15 protein-coding genes and 8 pseudogenes are annotated in these 16002 nt (G+C 58.7%); 18 read left to right on the top strand and 5 right to left on the bottom strand.

Going from position 1 to position 16002, the window contains the following annotated elements; all coding sequences use genetic code 11:
- The 4 genes and pseudogenes from AC1D2R_RS30590 to AC1D2R_RS30575 form a co-directional block, all read left to right on the top strand.
- On the top strand, nt 1–152 hold a 152-nt coding region (locus tag AC1D2R_RS30590), incomplete at its 5' end, for a transposase domain-containing protein (RefSeq protein WP_477966076.1).
- A 324-nt stretch (nt 153–476) separates the two neighbouring features.
- Nucleotides 477–890: a hypothetical protein gene (locus AC1D2R_RS30585; protein WP_477973398.1), complete on the top strand. Its 414-nt coding sequence runs from the start codon at nt 477–479 to the stop codon at nt 888–890.
- Between the two features lie 201 nt (nt 891–1091).
- A pseudogene (locus AC1D2R_RS30580) lies at nt 1092–1468 on the top strand (response regulator transcription factor); the annotation flags it as partial.
- Nucleotides 1469–1548: 80 nt separating this feature from the next.
- Nucleotides 1549–1920: pseudogene (locus tag AC1D2R_RS30575) on the top strand (response regulator).
- A gap of 36 nt (nt 1921–1956) precedes the next feature.
- Here the strand turns inward: AC1D2R_RS30575 and AC1D2R_RS30570 are convergent.
- The gene (locus AC1D2R_RS30570) at nt 1957–2136 is read right to left on the bottom strand and encodes a hypothetical protein (RefSeq protein WP_477973396.1); all 180 of its coding nucleotides are present in this window, start codon (nt 2134–2136) and stop codon (nt 1957–1959) included.
- A 183-nt stretch (nt 2137–2319) separates the two neighbouring features.
- Between AC1D2R_RS30570 and AC1D2R_RS30565 the strand changes: the two genes are divergently transcribed.
- From AC1D2R_RS30565 to AC1D2R_RS30525, 9 genes and pseudogenes are all read left to right on the top strand, one after another.
- Complete coding sequence (locus AC1D2R_RS30565; RefSeq protein WP_477973394.1) at nt 2320–2793, top strand: DUF992 domain-containing protein; 474 nt, start codon at nt 2320–2322, stop codon at nt 2791–2793.
- 801 nt (nt 2794–3594) lie between these two features.
- Nucleotides 3595–3831 carry an antitoxin gene (locus AC1D2R_RS30560; protein WP_194732119.1) on the top strand — a complete coding sequence of 79 codons (237 nt, stop codon included), beginning with the start codon at nt 3595–3597 and terminating at the stop codon, nt 3829–3831.
- Complete coding sequence (locus AC1D2R_RS30555; protein WP_477973392.1) at nt 3831–4232, top strand: PIN domain-containing protein; 402 nt, start codon at nt 3831–3833, stop codon at nt 4230–4232. The genes AC1D2R_RS30560 and AC1D2R_RS30555 overlap by 1 nt, the downstream gene beginning before the upstream one ends.
- A gap of 782 nt (nt 4233–5014) precedes the next feature.
- Nucleotides 5015–6235: an ATP-binding protein gene (locus tag AC1D2R_RS30550; protein WP_477973390.1), complete on the top strand. Its 1221-nt coding sequence runs from the start codon at nt 5015–5017 to the stop codon at nt 6233–6235.
- A gap of 4 nt (nt 6236–6239) precedes the next feature.
- Nucleotides 6240–6451, top strand: a pseudogene (locus AC1D2R_RS30545) (LysR family transcriptional regulator); the annotation flags it as partial.
- A gap of 116 nt (nt 6452–6567) precedes the next feature.
- A pseudogene (locus AC1D2R_RS30540) lies at nt 6568–6753 on the top strand (zincin-like metallopeptidase domain-containing protein); the annotation flags it as partial.
- Nucleotides 6754–7224: 471 nt separating this feature from the next.
- On the top strand, nt 7225–7458 hold the full coding sequence (locus tag AC1D2R_RS30535) for an ABC transporter ATP-binding protein (protein ID WP_477973388.1): 234 nt from the start codon (nt 7225–7227) through the stop codon (nt 7456–7458).
- A complete protein-coding gene (locus AC1D2R_RS30530) occupies nt 7445–7630 on the top strand; it encodes a hypothetical protein (RefSeq protein WP_477973386.1) in 186 nt (61 codons plus the stop codon). The genes AC1D2R_RS30535 and AC1D2R_RS30530 overlap by 14 nt, the downstream gene beginning before the upstream one ends.
- Nucleotides 7631–7663: 33 nt before the next feature.
- A pseudogene (locus AC1D2R_RS30525) lies at nt 7664–7753 on the top strand (L,D-transpeptidase); the annotation flags it as partial.
- 15 nt (nt 7754–7768) lie between these two features.
- Here AC1D2R_RS30525 and AC1D2R_RS30520 read toward each other — a convergent pair.
- Nucleotides 7769–7945 (bottom strand): annotated as a pseudogene (locus tag AC1D2R_RS30520) (DUF1028 domain-containing protein); the annotation flags it as partial.
- Nucleotides 7905–8189 (bottom strand): hypothetical protein, encoded by a 285-nt coding sequence (locus AC1D2R_RS30515; RefSeq protein WP_477973384.1) that lies wholly within the window; start codon nt 8187–8189, stop codon nt 7905–7907. The pseudogene AC1D2R_RS30520 and the gene AC1D2R_RS30515, both read right to left, overlap by 41 nt.
- Before the next feature lie 948 nt (nt 8190–9137).
- On the opposite strand from AC1D2R_RS30515, the gene ku (AC1D2R_RS30510) reads away from it, so the two are divergent.
- The 5 genes and pseudogenes from ku (AC1D2R_RS30510) (at nt 9138) to AC1D2R_RS30490 (ending at nt 12485) form a co-directional block, all read left to right on the top strand.
- The gene (gene ku, locus AC1D2R_RS30510; RefSeq protein ID WP_477973382.1) at nt 9138–10037 is read left to right on the top strand and encodes a non-homologous end joining protein Ku; all 900 of its coding nucleotides are present in this window, start codon (nt 9138–9140) and stop codon (nt 10035–10037) included.
- A gap of 12 nt (nt 10038–10049) precedes the next feature.
- Nucleotides 10050–10862: a non-homologous end joining protein Ku gene (ku, locus tag AC1D2R_RS30505; RefSeq protein ID WP_477973380.1), complete on the top strand. Its 813-nt coding sequence runs from the start codon at nt 10050–10052 to the stop codon at nt 10860–10862.
- The gene (gene ligD, locus AC1D2R_RS30500) at nt 10859–11887 is read left to right on the top strand and encodes a non-homologous end-joining DNA ligase (protein WP_477973378.1); all 1029 of its coding nucleotides are present in this window, start codon (nt 10859–10861) and stop codon (nt 11885–11887) included. The genes ku (AC1D2R_RS30505) and ligD (AC1D2R_RS30500) overlap by 4 nt, the downstream gene beginning before the upstream one ends.
- A 129-nt stretch (nt 11888–12016) precedes the next feature.
- Nucleotides 12017–12236, top strand: a pseudogene (locus AC1D2R_RS30495) (DUF982 domain-containing protein); the annotation flags it as partial.
- Nucleotides 12237–12244: 8 nt separating this feature from the next.
- Nucleotides 12245–12485, top strand: a pseudogene (locus AC1D2R_RS30490) (hypothetical protein).
- A 12-nt stretch (nt 12486–12497) separates the two neighbouring features.
- On the opposite strand, the gene ligD (AC1D2R_RS30485) reads toward AC1D2R_RS30490, so the two are convergent.
- Together ligD (AC1D2R_RS30485) and AC1D2R_RS30480 are read right to left on the bottom strand one after the other, a co-directional pair.
- A complete protein-coding gene (ligD, locus tag AC1D2R_RS30485) occupies nt 12498–15161 on the bottom strand; it encodes a DNA ligase D (RefSeq protein WP_477973376.1) in 2664 nt (887 codons plus the stop codon).
- Between the two features lie 244 nt (nt 15162–15405).
- Nucleotides 15406–15996 carry an SOS response-associated peptidase gene (locus tag AC1D2R_RS30480; protein WP_477973374.1) on the bottom strand — a complete coding sequence of 197 codons (591 nt, stop codon included), beginning with the start codon at nt 15994–15996 and terminating at the stop codon, nt 15406–15408.
- Nucleotides 15997–16002 lie beyond the last annotated feature (6 nt).

The raw sequence follows: 16002 nt of genomic DNA, 5'->3' as shown, positions 1-16002 counted from the left end.
CCAGCCTGATCGGCACTTGTAAAATGAATGGCGTTGAGCCCTACGCCTATCTGTGCGACCTCTTCACCCGCCTCGCAAACGGCCACCTCGTCAAAGACATCGATGCCCTGATGCCTTGGGCCTATGCCGCCCGCATCAAGGCCGCACAATGAGCTCGTCAGATACTCGTCGGTGAGCTCACACCGGCCCCCAGGTAAAACTATCAAGCCGCTGCAACTGAAAAATCAATGGGGCGTGGACGCCGCATACGCTATAGATGAGTGGCTCGCCAGATTAGACCTTGGCCTTTCCATATGCATTTTCAGTGTGGTCCACGTGGCTCGTTGCACGAGATGCCTTCCGCTGATCGGCCAACTCGGGCCATGCCACTTTGTGCGGCGCGAAGAAGGTTGGAACTAGAATTGAAGCCGATCACAGCCGGAACCGTGAACAGTGGGCACGTACTGAACCAGCAACCTACCTAGCAGGAGCTACATATGTCACTCATCAAGGATCTTCTCGACCGACCGTTCGATCACGCGACCACATCAAAATACACGGCAATGAACGGCCTAATTTATTTGGGTATCGGGACCTTGGTACTTGTTTGGCCCGGAGTGGTGCAGGCCGTCTTCAGGGATGCGTCGTTCGTTGGAAACGAGGCCGCACTCATCCGCGTCGTGGGTATGACCGTTATGGTTATCGGTTGGCTCTATTTGTTCGGTGGCCTCTCCGGTGGCAGACGGATCGTCGCCGCTAGCGTATTAGACAGAGTGGTGCTCGTTCCTTTGGTGCTCGTGCCCTTAGCCATCATGGGAGTTTTTCCCCATTTTCTGTTGGCCTTTGCAGTGCTCGACCCGACGCTCGGCATTGGAGCGTGGCTGCTTCTGAGCCGATCGGAACGTGCTTGATTTCTCTCTGCCGGCCTATTGCCGGTGGCCTTTTATTGATCGAGTACAACCTATATGCGATCGTAGCAGTCGCGGCATCTACGATCGCGGATCGGGTTCCGCGGGTTCTTATTCTTCATCTCTACGACGAAAGGTTTGCGGCAACGACAGTTGCGGGGGAAGCGTTGCGCAGTCGTCTGCTGGAAGCAACCGATGGGAAGATCCATCGACGCGATGAAAGCGGGCGCAAAGGACTTTCTAGAAAATAGCATCTCGCGGTGTTGATTGGGACTATCGAGCGAGTGCTGGCCCAATATGACAAGCAGGGGAGCGAGTGCGAGCGGCGTCAGGAGTACCGGACGCTGGTAGCGACCCTGAGCGCGCGGGAAGCCAAAGTATTCGAGTTGATCGTCGGCGGCTATCTCAAACAAGCAGATTGCCTTTGCACTTGGTATCTCAGACCGCAGGTCAAGGTGCACCGCCATCGCGTGATGGAAAAGCTCGGCGTGCGATCCGTCGCCCAGGTGGTGTCGATTGCAGCCAGTGTCGGCTGTCGACGAAAGCCTGATGATCCGAATGTCCAGGCGACTTCCCCTTAGGGCAATATCAATCGAGCACAAACGCGCCTATTGTGAAGGCAACTGCGTATCTCTCAGGTAGTCACAAGTGGAGGCTTAAGATGGGAACGCTGCGCGACACGGTCGCCGGTTTAGATGATGACGCAAGCCTACGCCGGAGCGTCGGACGGCTCCTCTACGCCTATGGGTTCGCAGCCGTAGCGTATGCATTCCGCGCGAGCCTTTCTCGCACACTATGAAAGTATCAACGCCGCCTGCCTTGTGCTGGATATCGACTTGGATGGCATGTCCGGCATTGAACTGCAGCGCAAGCTGGACGAGGCCGGTTCGAACCTGCCGTGATCGTTATCACCGCTCTCGAAAACCACTGGCTGAAAACTGAGTTGAAGAGGGCTGGATGTAGCGCCTTCCTTAGAAAGCCCTTTGCTGGATCTCCGCTCGCCGCAGCGGTCAACGTGGCGCTTTGGCTTTAGCTTCCGGGATCGCCGCAGCAACCCGTAAACAGATCGTCATATCGACATGAAAGGGGAACGAGGCATGTTAGGAAAGCGGATCGAAAGTCTCGCGATGGTTTGGCCGATCCCGCTGGCTGCAAATGCCTCTGTTTTGGAATCCAGCAGGCGTATGACCAGTACCGTCTGTCCCACCAGCAGGGGAAGGCCGCCAGCCAAAAAGAAGGTGCCGCCCATTCCTATGCGGACTCCGACCAGGAATGGCCCGAGTGAGGGCCGTTCTCGTTCGGGCCGACTTCGATATTTTCTGACATCGACGTAATTTCGATGGCCGCCCTGCTTGGGAGCGTCGGGGCCGGCAGGTGGCCTCTGCTTCGACTGGGCCAACATACATCCACCATTCCAAAGGAAGGAAAGACAATGTCTTCACTCTTGATTGCTTCTCTCGCATGCGCCGCGCTTGTCGTGCCGATATCAGCAAGTGCGGCACAACTCGAGGTCGGGAAGCTCGACTGCGACATATCAAAGGGCGTCGGAATGATCATCGAATTGAAACAAGACGTGTCATGCACGTTTACTCCATCACCGTCGGCGTCTGGTCCAGCGCAGCTCTACAAAGGATCGATCGACGAGTTTGGCCTAGCCATAGGGGACGTCAAGGAGGGGCGAATGGTCTGGCTCGTTTCCAGTCTCAAAGGTCAGCCGCTAGACGGCTTGCAGGGTACCTACCGGGGCGTCGAGGCCGACGCCAGCCTTGGTCTCGGCGGTGGCGCGAAGGTGCTGGTCGGCGGAAGCTCTGATAGCGTCTCGTTGCAGCCCCTTTCGCTGGAAGGCGAAACCGGTGTCAACGTTGCAATCGGAGTGGCAGCTCTGAAGCTTCAAGCGGTCAATTGACCAACTGACCCAACGGCGAATGTGGGGCCGCGTGACGTGTAGTACACTCCACAGTCGCCGACTTTGTGGGACGATGTCAAATTCGGCCCGCGAAATGCAAGAGGCAAAAGTAACGCGGGGGTTCTGCAATCCCAATTGCTCCACCCCCGGCCGCGAGACGGCCGTCGCCTCGATCACCACCAAGCCGGCGCCCGACATGCCGAGCGACAAGAGGGGCTGCATTTGCCACGCCGAAGCACAGCTGTCGTTGCCATGTACTGGCACATCGGGGCACGGCGATCCGGTTCCGAAGGGTTATCGGACCGAGGTGAAGGGGCGTGAAAAGCGGAGCTGTGGACATCATCGTTCACTTGCATTGGGCGACGGGTTGGCGGCGCCGGAGGATCGGAAGCCCCGACCAAAGACGAACCGCACCCGCCTCGGCAACCACAATCCCTTTCACATCCGGGAACAAATGACTGGGAAAAGCACCTTTCTTCAACGGCGTCACAGGTTCGCGAGGTCGCGCTCTCAATTCTCGGATGGCAGCGCAAGAGATCGTTGCCCCAGCGGGCCTAAACACGTGTTGCGGGGTTTGGTGGAGCCACACACGGTGCAGCGCAATAGTACTCGGTCTCGTGAGATATGCGCCTCTGCCATGCAGCCGCGGATCTCAATCCCTATAATCTTCTTCGGGTGCGCACCACATGACACTGAGTTCCGGCCGTATCGCGAAATATAGCATCAAATGTACACACTGAGGATGTACATCAGGGCAACCAATGGAGTACAGTACATCCACGTACACACAAGGAGGATGGCATGCACACCACCAAAGCTTTCAAGAATGGAAATTCCCAGGCCGTGCGTATTCCGGCCGAACTGGCGTTTGACCGGACGGATGTCGAATTGGAGATCGAGCGCGTGGGCGACGAGCTTCGCATCCGTCCGGTGCATCGCTCCCTGGCCGGCGTTTTGGATGTGTTCGCCCGCTTCTCTCCGGATTTCATGCGTGACGGAAGAGAGCCCCATGAGCAAGGCGAGCGGGACAAGATCTGATGGCACGTTACATGCTCGACACAAACATGTGTCTCTACCTGATGAAGAACCAGCCGGAGCAGGTCGGCCGCCGCTTTGCCAGTTGCTATGTGGGGGATGTGGTTATGTCCGCCATCACCTTCGCGGAACTCGAGTATGGTGTTTCCGCATCCGATGATCCGGCACGGGAACTTGATAATCTTGCAGCCCTGGCCGAGCTGATCACAGTAGAGCCGTTTGGGATCGCGGCAGCGCGTGCCTATGGTCCGGTTCGTATGGCGACGAGAGACCGGAAGAAAGATCATCTCGACAAACTGATCGCTTCGCATGCAATCGCCCTGAACACTGTACTGGTTACCAACAATACGCGAGACTTTCTGGCTTATCCCGGTCTGACGCTCGAAAACTGGCTGGACGCCTGAGGCGGAGAAACCGCCCGGCGGACGCATGAAAGCCCGGCCGATGGGGCGGCGCCGATGGTTCGATTCCCTTCAAGAGCGTATTGTGTGTGAGTTCGCAAGTGTCCAATCCGGTTACGAAGAGGGCTGTAGCTTTGATGATCTAGTTTGTCGCCCAGCGCTTGCGTAATTTGTCACCCACCACGAACGGTACGAAGACAATTAGAGATTTCAGCGATCGCGAGGTCTGCGACAATGCGACTAACGCGCGACGGAGTTCGGTTAGCATCGATGGCGATACTAACCGACTGCGGTTCCATCGTGGCGTCACGTAGAACTTCTGTCGTTCACATCCCGACAAAATCTTGCGGGTGCGATAGGGGGGGACATCTGGTCGAACTGCCGTTTCCCGAAATAACGTGGGAACGCGATTTTGGAATCTTCACAAGGCGAGGCGGGTATATTCCGACGGCAAGCCAAGTGCTCGTTGATCGCATTGTGCAGGTGACGGGCTCCTAGCTTTGTCGCAACGCTCTGCGTGCTTCGTGGCAGTTCTTCTAAGCGCCAAGCGTGAGTAGCTTTTATCCGCGGCACTGCCCTGCCGACAAGCTAGAACACAAAAAGATGTCGAGTAAGTATCCCATCAAACCACCTTTTCCCGGCCTCCCGCTTCCTCCCAAGGCACACGCAAATGCTGCAAGGGCAAGAACAAGTCCTGATTGCCGAGGCATATCCTCCCAATTATCTTTATATTGACTTCCAATTATCACACATTGTATTCCCAATCGCTGAACCCGGGAGGTGCCATGTTTGCGAGATACGCGGAAGGTCGAGTGACGGAGGCCCTTGCAGATACGCCCGCGGTGCTGGTTATCGGTCCTCGCAGAGCGGGGAAGACGACACTCGTACGCAAGATCGGTGGCGACAAACGCACCTACATCACGCTCGACGATCAGACAGCGCTCGCAGCCGCGCAATCCGATCCAGTCGGATTCATCCGTAGCCTAGACGACGCGACGATCGATGAGATCCAGCGTGCCCCCGACCTACTTCTCGCGATCAAGAAGAGCATCGATGATGATTATCGTCCAGGTCGGTTTCTGCTAACGGGATCCGCGAATGTACTCACTATGCCACGTGTTGCCGACAGCCTCGCGGGGAGGATGGAAACCATTGAGATGTTCCCCCTCGCCCGAGCAGAGATCGACGGTCAAACATCGACCTTTCTGACCCGACTGTTCGACGGAGCCCTGCATCCCAACGCACATGCGGTCGTCGGTGACGACCTTGTTCACCTCGTGCTGCGTGGCGGGTTTCCGGAAGCGGTGGCCAGGATCAGCGAACGCCGAAGCCAGGACTGGATGCGGTCCTACCTGAACTCGATCCTGACGCGCGACTTGCGCGATATCGCTCAAGTTGAGAAGCTCACTGAACTCCCACGCTTTGTCCGGCTGCTTGCCGAGCACTCAGCCCAGTTGGTCAACTACTCGCAATTCGGTGCCAGCATCAATGTCAGTCATAAAACTGCACAGCGATATGTCGGCCTCCTGGAACAAGTTTTTCTGATCAGGACCGTCCAACCGTGGTTCACCAATACGTTGAAGCGCATCGTCAAAACGCCCAAAATTCACTTTCTGGACCCGGGCGTTCTGGCGGTTGCCAGAGGTTTGACCTTCGACAGGGTGAAGGCGGATCGCGGATCGTTCGGTGCGCTTCTCGAGACCTACGTGTTCTCCGAGATCATGAAGCTGATGACCATGTCGGGCGAGCGCTTTACCCTCTTTCATTTTCGCGATCAGCAGATGCGTGAGGTAGACGTCGTTCTCGAACGAGACGATGGGATGGTCGCGGGCATCGAAGTCAAAGCGAGTGCGACGGTCAGGGCGGGAGATTTCGGAGGTTTGAAGACACTCGCCGAGGCCTGTGGCAAGCGATTTGCCTGCGGCATCGTGCTTTATGACGGCACTGACGTCGTACCGTTCGGTGAGAACCTGGCTGCTGTGCCGATCTCAAGTCTTTGGCACTAAATGATACTCACTGCTGTCGCTTGTCTCGGCAGGGCTTGGCATCGGCTTTGCACCGGAGTGGTTTGCGATCTTCCCAACCGTGCCTTCGAGCTCAGGAATGTGAGGGGGATCGATTTCCGGATGGGGCTTGGAGTTGCCTGGAACAAATAGGACCCCACTGCCTCGCGCGATGACATCGTCGATATTGCCCGGTCGCTGCCACGGCCGGGCAGGTGAGGGGCGCGGTTCGATCGGCGATTTCATCGTCACTCTTCTACGGCTTCTTGCATGCCGACGCGGTCACGGGGATGAGATACACGGGACATGCATTGAGTGGTATCGATTGACGAGCGATCAGCCGCATCGCCCACGCCGACCGCGTCTTTGCCGAAACAGGCGCGCTCACCCGGCACGGTGGATCAGCCGCATACTACGCTCCGGCCCGCGACTACATCCGCATGCCAGCTTTTGAGGCCTTCCGGGACGCGGCATCCTATGTCGCCATCCTCAGTCACGAACTGACCCACTGGACCGCGGCCGCGATGATCGCGTGGCGCGTTGTGCAGGCGGTCGGAGCGTGCTCTGGCGTCGTATTGTGGAATCGTCGGGATCATGCTGGCCAACCTGACCAATGCGAAATTGGTGAGGCGGTTTGGCAGCCGCGCTCTTCTCAAGCTTGGAGCCGCAGGTGCAGCCTCGTGCGGATTAGCTCTTCTTGTAACCGGGCCCACAGGATGGGGCGGACTTGCGGGCTTGGCGATACCGCTCTTCTTCTTCGTCTCTTGGTCAGGCCTGATCGTGGCGAACTCGATAGGTGGCGCTCTCCAGGAATTTCCGGAAAGGGCTGGCGCGGTGTCCGCACTCGTAGGCGCACTCCATTATGGATCTGGAGATCGTGGGATCAGCGGCGGTGAGCTGGCCGGCAAATGAAACGCCGACTCCGCTGGCCATCGTTGTCGCCATCTCGGGGATCGGAAGCTTTCTCGCGCTCCTGATAATTCCTTCCGCAATTGACCGGTGGAGTGGTCGCGGCGATCGCCGATCGCGTCGCGGTGATGTATGCAGGCGAGGTGGTCGAGACCAACTCGGCCCGCGACGTGCTCGCCAATCCCCGCCATCCCTACACCCACGCGTTGATTTCCTGCGTGCCCTCGACAACCCCTCCGCCGATCGGAGTTTCGCTCGAGCTCGGCACGATCCCGGGACGGGTGCCCGGTTCGTTCGGCGGGCTTGCTGATCGTTGACAAGCAAACCTGGCCTTATGCCGAACTGCGGATCGACTGGCTGGACTATGGCTGCCCGATTGCCGCCGTTGCACGCGCATGGGAAATCTACCAGCCGCAGGCCGCAGTATATGTGATGCGCGCGCTCAACCCGCTGGCCGCGCCGTCCTATGGCGTGCCTGGCGATGAGTGATCAGATCTTCCTTCAAATGTTGCGATCGCAGCAAAGGGAAGTGCCGTTGTCGGCCGCAAGGTCGAGTGGCCTTCGTGGACGCCGACGGCGAGCATGATCGAACGCAAGCCTCGGTTGGCCGAGTAAGCTGGAGGGGTTCCCGGCTTCTCCGCCCGCATCGATGGCCGCCCTGAGCGCGGCAATCAGCCGGTCTCCCAAGGTACCCGACGTCGCCTCGAACGTCTCGATCATGGCCGCGGCGGCGCCGTCATCGGCATCGCCGTGACCGGCAACATCAGTTGCAGACCCGAACGCTCTCGGCGTGATAGCCGTCATCATAGGTGTTTTGGACGTTCCGATCCTCGTACCAGCACCGCGGTCTCGGCGGCGGGGGATCGCTGTATCGTGGACCTTGGTCTGCGATTGCACCACCAATAAGCCCGCCGACGACGCCAGCAGCGACGCTGCCAGCGATAATCCGGCCAGTATCATGGTGATGATGGTCGCGTGCGAATGTCGGGGCTGTGGCTGAGCCCAGTAATGCCGCGGTTATCATCGCTACAGTCACAACTCTTCTCATCGGACTTCTCCTTTGGGAAAAAAGTTCATCGAGAAATCAACGTTACAGTCGCGATATGGTTCAACCCGGCAGCCTTGTTTGTTCAGGCTGAACGCACGGGCTCTTCTGACAGACTAGCTCAAATTGGGTGGGCCGCTCGGCTGAAACCTTTCAACCGCAGAGCGTTTTAATATCGAATCCAGCTCCAACGTCAGGTTTCCTGTACCGGCGTTAGGCGTAGGGAGGGCCGGACCTTGCGGCGGCCCTCCTCGCGTTGAACTAACAGCCAGGATGATGCGCCAGTTGCTTTCCATCGTTCGAGCGTCGGGTTCATTGCGCTGATTTCGATGATGCTGCGATCGAACTTAATGCCTGAATCAACTACTGGCGGTCGCCCCGGCGAACGCTTGGTGCAGCGGCTCGGCACGCCGCTCAGCGACGACACCATCCTTGGACAGTTAAAGTGCAATTGTGCACCGACCGACAACGAAGCTTCAGTTCAATCGTAGGTGCCGATGACTGGAGTTGGAGGATGCTCGAACCGAAAACCACTTTTTCAAAGGTGCGAAATGAAGGCCGCGGATGTCCGTGCCGCCTCGGCCGGGCTCAATTTCGCTTGACCCGCCATTCTTCCCGCATTTTCTCGGCGCGGTCTCGGCTGCTTTCCTAATCGGGACGAAAGGCCCGGAGGGCCACTCGAGACACTGGCGCGGTGGCGGCACCGTCGTCGACCATCAGCCCACAGTCCACAAATGTAATCTGTGAAACTCAGCTAAGCATGAATGTTGGTATGGCGCATTGAAACTCTCCTTTCGAAACGAGGTGTAGCTGCTAATGGCAATCGTGTGTCCGTCCCAGAAGGAGCACGATCTATTTTGATCATGGGAATTGAAAAATGATTCGTTTCGACTCGGAACAATTACACGCCGATTCGCTTGAATCGCCTAGGTTGCGTGAGGAGTCTGCGTCATGGTTGCCCCGAGAGCGAATTGGAAAGGCTTCATCAAGTTCGGAGAGGTCGCCTGTCCGGTGGCTCTCTACACCGCGGCCTCGTCATCTGAGCGGATTGCGTTCAACACGCTGAACCGCAAAACTGGCAATCGTGTGAAGCGCCAGTTCGTCGATAGCGAGACCGGGGATCCTGTCGAGCGCGACGACCAGGTCAAAGGATACGAGATCGAAAACGGCCAATATATTATCCTGGAGCCGGACGAAGTTGCCGCCGCCGTCCCTGACAGCGACAAGACTCTCAAGGTCGATGCGTTCATCCCCTGCAACGAAATCGACGATGTCTATTTCGACAAGCCCTACTATTTGGCGCCGGACAAGATGGGCACCGATGCCTTCGTGCTTCTGCGCGACGGCATGAAAAAAGCGAAGGTCGCAGCAATCGCGCGGACCGTTCTCTTTCGCCGCATGCGCACAGTGTTGATCCGGCCGCACGGCAAGGGCCTGATCGCCACCACCCTGAACTTCGACTACGAAGTCCGCTCATCGGTTGAAGCCTTTGAGGAACTGCCGGACCTCAAGATTGAGGGCGAAATGCTGGAGCTTGCCGAGCACATCATCGCCACCAAGAAGGGAAGCTTCGACGCCAGCACGTTCGACGATCGCTACGAGGCCGCCGTTGCCGAACTGGTGAAAGCCAAGATCGAAGGTCGTTCGCTGTCTAAGAAGAAAGCGCCGGTCGTATCGAAACCGAGCGATCTGCTGCAGGCACTCCGTGAAAGCGCCGGTATCGGCGGCAAGGCGGGATCAAAGCCCACAGCAGCCAACGCCAATAACGGTGCTGCCCGACAGAAAGCAACAAAGCCCGCAGCCGCCGACAAGGCTAAACAGGCCGCCGCGCCATCCCGTAGCGCCGGTTGATCGGAGGATATCATGGCTCTTCGCCCTTACTGGAAAGGCTATCTCAAGCTGTCGCTGGTCACCTGTCCGGTGCAGATGATGCCGGCGACCTCCGAGAACGAGAAGGTTCGCTTCCATACCCTCAACCGCGAGACCCAGAACCGTGTCGTCAGCCACTATGTCGATTCCGTCACGGGCAAGGAGGTAAAAGACGAGGACGAGGTCAAAGGCTACCAGCGTGGTGAGAATGACTATGTCATGCTGGAGGACGAGGAGCTCGAGAACGTCGCGCTCGACAGTACCAAGACCATCGATATCTCCACCTTCACACCGCGTGACAGCATCGAATGGATCTGGCTCGACACGCCATACTATCTGTATCCCAACGACCCAGTTAGCCAGGAGGCTTTCTCGGTCATCCGGGACGCGATGGAATCCCAGGACATGGTCGGCATCTCCAGGCTGGTCATTACCCGCCGCGAACGCGCCGTCATGCTTGAGCCACGCGGCAAGGGTATCGTGCTTTGGACATTGCGATACGGGGATGAAGTCCGTGAGGAGGATACCTATTTTGCGGGCATCGGCGATGAGACAGCGGATTCCGAGATGATGCCTTTGGTGCAGCAACTGATCAAAAAGCAGACCCAGCACTGGAATCCCAAGATGGTGATCGATCCGGTGCAGGATCGGCTGCTCGATCTCATCGCCGAAAAGAAGAAGGCGATGAAGAAGCCGTCGAAGGGCAAAGCCAAAGCGCCCGCCTCAGCGCCCGCCCCGAGCAACGTCATCAACATCATGGATGCCTTGAAGAAGTCGGTCGCTGCCGAAACCCGGACCGGCAAATGAAAAGACCCAGCAAGCCGCTTCTTCAAGACGATAGCTTCACCGCGAAATCCCAGCCGAGGCGAAAGCGTGACCCGGCGCAGCCGAACCTGCCGTTCGATGCAATGCCCGATCGGGTCGAGCCTTGCCTTGCACTGTTGAAGGCAGTGCCACCGACCGGGCCGGATTGGGCCTACGAAATCAAATGGGACGGCTATCGGCTCGCCATCCACATCGAACCGAACAGGGTGCGGATTATCACCCGCGGCGGCCACGATTGGACACATCGGTTCCCAGCGATTGCGGCGGCTGCCAAAGAGCTGGTCGGGACTGCGATCCTCGACGGCGAAGCGGTGGTGCTCAATGCGCAGGGCCGCTCGGACTTTGGAGCCCTGCAACGTTCGCTCGGTGGACGCGGCGGCAAACGTGCCTCGACGGAATCCGTCCTGTTTGCCTTCGATCTCTTATACTTCGACGGGCACGATCTGACAAAGACCGAACTCTCGGTCCGCCGGCATCTCCTGACTGACCTGCTCGACGGCGCGGTTGGTGCGATCCAGCTCTCGGAGGAAGTTCAGGGAAACGGCGCCGAACTTCTCGAAAATGCCCGCTCGCTTGGACTGGAAGGCATCATCGCCAAACACCGGGACCGCCCGTACCGCTCCGGCCGGACGGGAGACTGGCTGAAGATCAAATGTGTGCAGAGCGAGAGTTTCATGATCGTCGGGTACGAGCAGTCGGCCTCGGCGCGCGGCGGGATCGGCAGCCTGCTGCTTGCGGCTCGCCGCGGCCATGATTGGGCCTACGTCGGAGCTGTCGGCACGGGCTTCAAGGAAAAGGATGCCGCCTACCTGAAGAAGACGCTCGACACACTGAAGACGAGAACACCCGTCGTTCCGATCAAAGGCAAGAACTATGTCTTCGTCCAACCGACGTTGATCGCCGAAATCGAATTCCGAGGCTGGACCGACGACGGCAATCTGCGGCACGCATCGTATAAGGGCCTGCGCGAAGTCCAGGATAATGCCGCAGTTCATGAGCTTGATTGAGCCGGTGGCCGGGCGACGAAACCGCGTCAAATTTTTTCTGCAAGCGCTCTTGACTCCAAATATGTCAAAAGCCAAATCGATTGCCGTTAGCCGCTAAAGAAGGGCTGGCCTTGCTGGGAGCCCCGTCTTTCTTACCGGCATCTCGTCGAATGGCCGCAGTCCCTCAGAGACGCCGCCCACTCGATCGCGCTCAAGCCATGCATTGTCGCGCTGCGCGGTGAGATAGAAGCCGAGATCGCGCGCGGCCTGTTTGCCGCCTTCGCCGAAAAAACATGCCCTGCTTGCACCGGACACCAACACCATCGCCGCGTCTCTCCTTCGACGCGACCGAGATCCGCACGTGCGATGAGGAGACCGATGATGCACAATATGCTGCAGCAGGCCGCCAACAATGCGATGGCTATGGGGCCAGCGGTTCTGGTTCAGGAAATGGCTCTTTCCATTGACCAAGCGAACGATCCTCGCCGCCTGGGCGTCGGACTTTTATGCTGTTCGATTCGAACCGGCCATCCGGCAGTTGCCGGGAACACCAGAGGCAGTTTCGATCGATGAGGTGCAGTCCGCCCTCAAAGAATTCGATCGGCGCTATGGCATCTGATGGATCGTGCGTTCAGGCGGCCTGCTTCATCGACTTAGCAAGCCGCTTGATCGCCTGTTCGAGGGATCGCTGCCCGTCGCAATAGTCCTGCCAGGCGCTTGTTTTCTCCAACAGCGTCGGCACGGTGCGGACGGTGAACCGCTTGGGATCGAGATCCCTCTTCACCTGGCTCCAGGTGAGCGGCATCGACACCGTGGCGCCGGGCCGGGCGCGCGGCGACAACGGCGCGACTGCAGTCGCCATGCGATCGTTACGCAGGTAGTCGAGGAAGATGCGACCGTTGCGCTGGTTCTTCGCCATCTTGATCAGATAGAGTTCTGGGTTGTCGCGCGCCATCTGCAGGCACACGTCATGCGCAAAACCCTTGGCTTCTGGCCAGGCCAGCTTCTTGCCCTTCGCCACAGCAAGCGGCGTGACGACGTGTAGCCCTTTGCCGCCGGTGGTCTTGCAGAAACTGACGAGACCGAGTTCTTCCAGCCGATCGCGCATCTCGCGGGCGGCTTCGACGACGGTGGAGAAGGGAACATCAGGCCCGGGATCCAGGTCGAAGACGAGGCGGCCCGGCACTTCAGGTAGTTTTGGTTCACAATTCCAGGGATGCAGCTCGACGCCGCCGATCTGCGCGATCGCGGCGAGGCCCTCGACGCGATCGATCTGCAAATATGGTTTTTTGTCGCCGAACACTGTCACCAGTTCCAGCAGGTTCGATGTGCCCGGCATCGCATGGCGCTGGAAGAACTGCTCGCTGCCAATGCCATCAGGGGTTCGGATGATCGAACACGGCCGGCCCTTGATGTGGTCGATGAGCCAGGGACCGACGGCTTCGTAATAGTTGGCGAGCTCGACCTTGGTCACCGGCCTGTCGTCGCCGGCGTCGGGCCACAGCGGCTTCTCCGGATTGGAGATCAGCACGCCCATCACATTTGCCTTTCCGCCTTTTCGGAAAGACTTGGTCGGCGCTGGCTGTTCGGCCTCCACTTCTGGATCGGGTACATCGGCTTCTGTGGGCGACGCAGGCTTCTCGGCGACGACTTCCCCTGCCGGCTTGTCTTCCCGCAAGCCTTTGAATGCCGCTTGGCGAACGAGACCATCGGCCGTCCACCCGGCAAACTGGATCTCGGCCACAAGTTCCGGCTTGACCCAGACGATATCGGGATCCTTCTTCGGCGCGCCGATGCCTGTGAACGGTGACTTGTTGGTTTCCAGCTGGCGGAGCTTCGGCAAAATCGTGTCGACCACCTTTGCGCCGTATCCTGTCCCGACGCGACCGACATAGACGAAGTGATCGCCCCGGTTTACACCGACCAGCAGCGAGCGGAACTTGCCGTTCGTTTTGGCGTAGGCGCCGATCACCACCTCGTGCCCGGCCCGGCATTTAGACTTCCCCCACGTCTCGGTGCGGCCGGATTGATAGGGAGCTTCAGCCTGCTTCGAGACGATGCCTTCAAGCGACAGGCGGCAAGCCGACTTGAGAACCGCATCGCCGCCGGTCTCGAAATGCTCGACGAACCGCAGGCGCGGATCGTCGCCGGCGTCGCCCAGCAGGGTCTCAAGCCGTTCCTTGCGCTCGATCAGCGGCAACGACCGCCGATCCTCGTTGCCCTCGAACAGCAAATCGAAGGCGAAATACACCAGCGCATCCGTCTTGCCCTCCGATAATGCCGCCTGCAGCGCAGCGAAGTCCGGCGCGCCGTTTTCATCGAGTGCACAGATCTCGCCGTCGATGATCGCATCGGCCAGGTTTGCGGCCGAAGTAGCGATCGCCGGATACTTGCCAGTCCAGTCGAGACCCTTGCGGGTCTTCAGCGTCACGGCGCCATTCTCGATGCGCATCTGGATGCGGTAACCGTCGAGCTTGATCTCGTGGATCCAGCCGTCCGCCAAGGGTGGACGCTCACGCGTTTCACAGAGTTGCGGCGCGATGAAATCTGGCATCGCGGACTCGCCTGCCTTTTTTGACGCCAGCTTCTTCTTCGTTTTCGTTCCGGCTTTGCGTTCTTCGGCGGCAAGGCCGTGGTTGCTGTTCCAGACGGCATCCGCCTGAACGTCGCCGCTCTCGACCATGAACGGCTTCGGCTTCTTGCCCTTGCCGGCGGCGATCGCATCCATTGTCCGGCCGGATGCGACAGAGGTGGCGTTGTCCTCAAGGACAGCCGCGCCGTTATCATCGACCGAGAAATCGTCATGATGCTTGATGAGCAACCAGTTGGATCGCTTGCCGCCGTCGCGGTCATTGCGCATCCGCACGAGGACGAAGCTGCCATGCAGCCGATCCCCTTCTAGCGTGAACTTGAAGTCGCCCTTTTCCAGAGCTTGCTCAGGGCTCTTGCTGCCTTCCGGCTCCCAGTAGCCGCGATCCCAGAGCATCACCGTGCCGCCGCCATACTGGCCCGTCGGGATCGTGCCTTCGAAGTCTCCATAGTCGAGCGGATGATCCTCGACCTCGACGGCAAGACGCTTGTCGTGCGGATCGAGCGACGGCCCCTTGGTCACCGCCCAGGACTTGAACACGCCATCAAGCTCAAGGCGAAGATCGTAATGCAATCTCGTCGCATCATGTTTCTGGATGACGAAGCGGCGGCGGTTCGACGCTTTCAACGTCGCCTGGCCACTCGGCTCCTGCGTTTTCTGGAAGTCGCGCTTCTGCTTGTAGGTCGAGAGTTTGTCGCTGGCCATGGCAGTCCCCGTTACACATCCGCCTCCCGCGTCGAATGACGACGGAGCTGAGGCGCGGGGCGGACAGGTGGGACGCTGACTGCCGTTTCGTTGGCCGCAAGGAGAAACCGGAAAAATCCCTGCGTTCGTCATCCCTGTCACGTCCGGTTGACACGGCACGCGACCTCGAAGGTGAGAAGCGTCCAACGCATATTTTGTTCCAATTCAGCATGTTGAGATGCGGTGATTGAAACAGAAAGCGTCGTCAGCCGACCTGCTCGACATTGAGGGTGCCGGCGGGAAGCGGCTTGATCAGAGATTTCGCCGAGACAGACGGATCGAGCCAGTCGGCCCAGGCATCCCGCCCAAGAATGACGATCTGTCGGTCGTGGTAAGGTGCGATATCCGGGCCAGGCTCCGTCGTTAGCATGGTGAAGGCTTGCCCTACATCATCTGTCTCGCGCCAGATGCCGGCGATGCAGAAGATCGGTCCGTCCTTCTTGCTGAACAGCCATTTGTCCTTGCGCTTTTTCCCTTTTTCCGTTGGATCGGTGAATTCGTAGAAGCCATCGGCAACGATAAGGCACCGGTTAGAATTGAACTCGCGTCCATCCGAGCGGAAATTGTAGACCGGCCGCTTGTTCTGGCCCGGCCAGCTCCATCGGCGCTGGACCAGGTCCGCCTCGTCTCGCGTACCCTCGACCCCCCGAATGATCGGCGCCATGTCGGTGATCTTGATATCCTCGCGTGCTTCGACGTTCGGTGCTCCTTCACCAAAGTGGATCTTGATCTTGAGATGGGCGAAATCCTCGACAATCGAGGCCACGTCCACCATCAGCCGATAATCATTGCACATGTGTTC

This window comes from Rhizobium sp. P1_C7, assembly GCF_056406295.1.
Note: the sequence above shows the minus strand (reverse complement) of the source record. Positions and strands in the feature narration are given on the sequence as shown.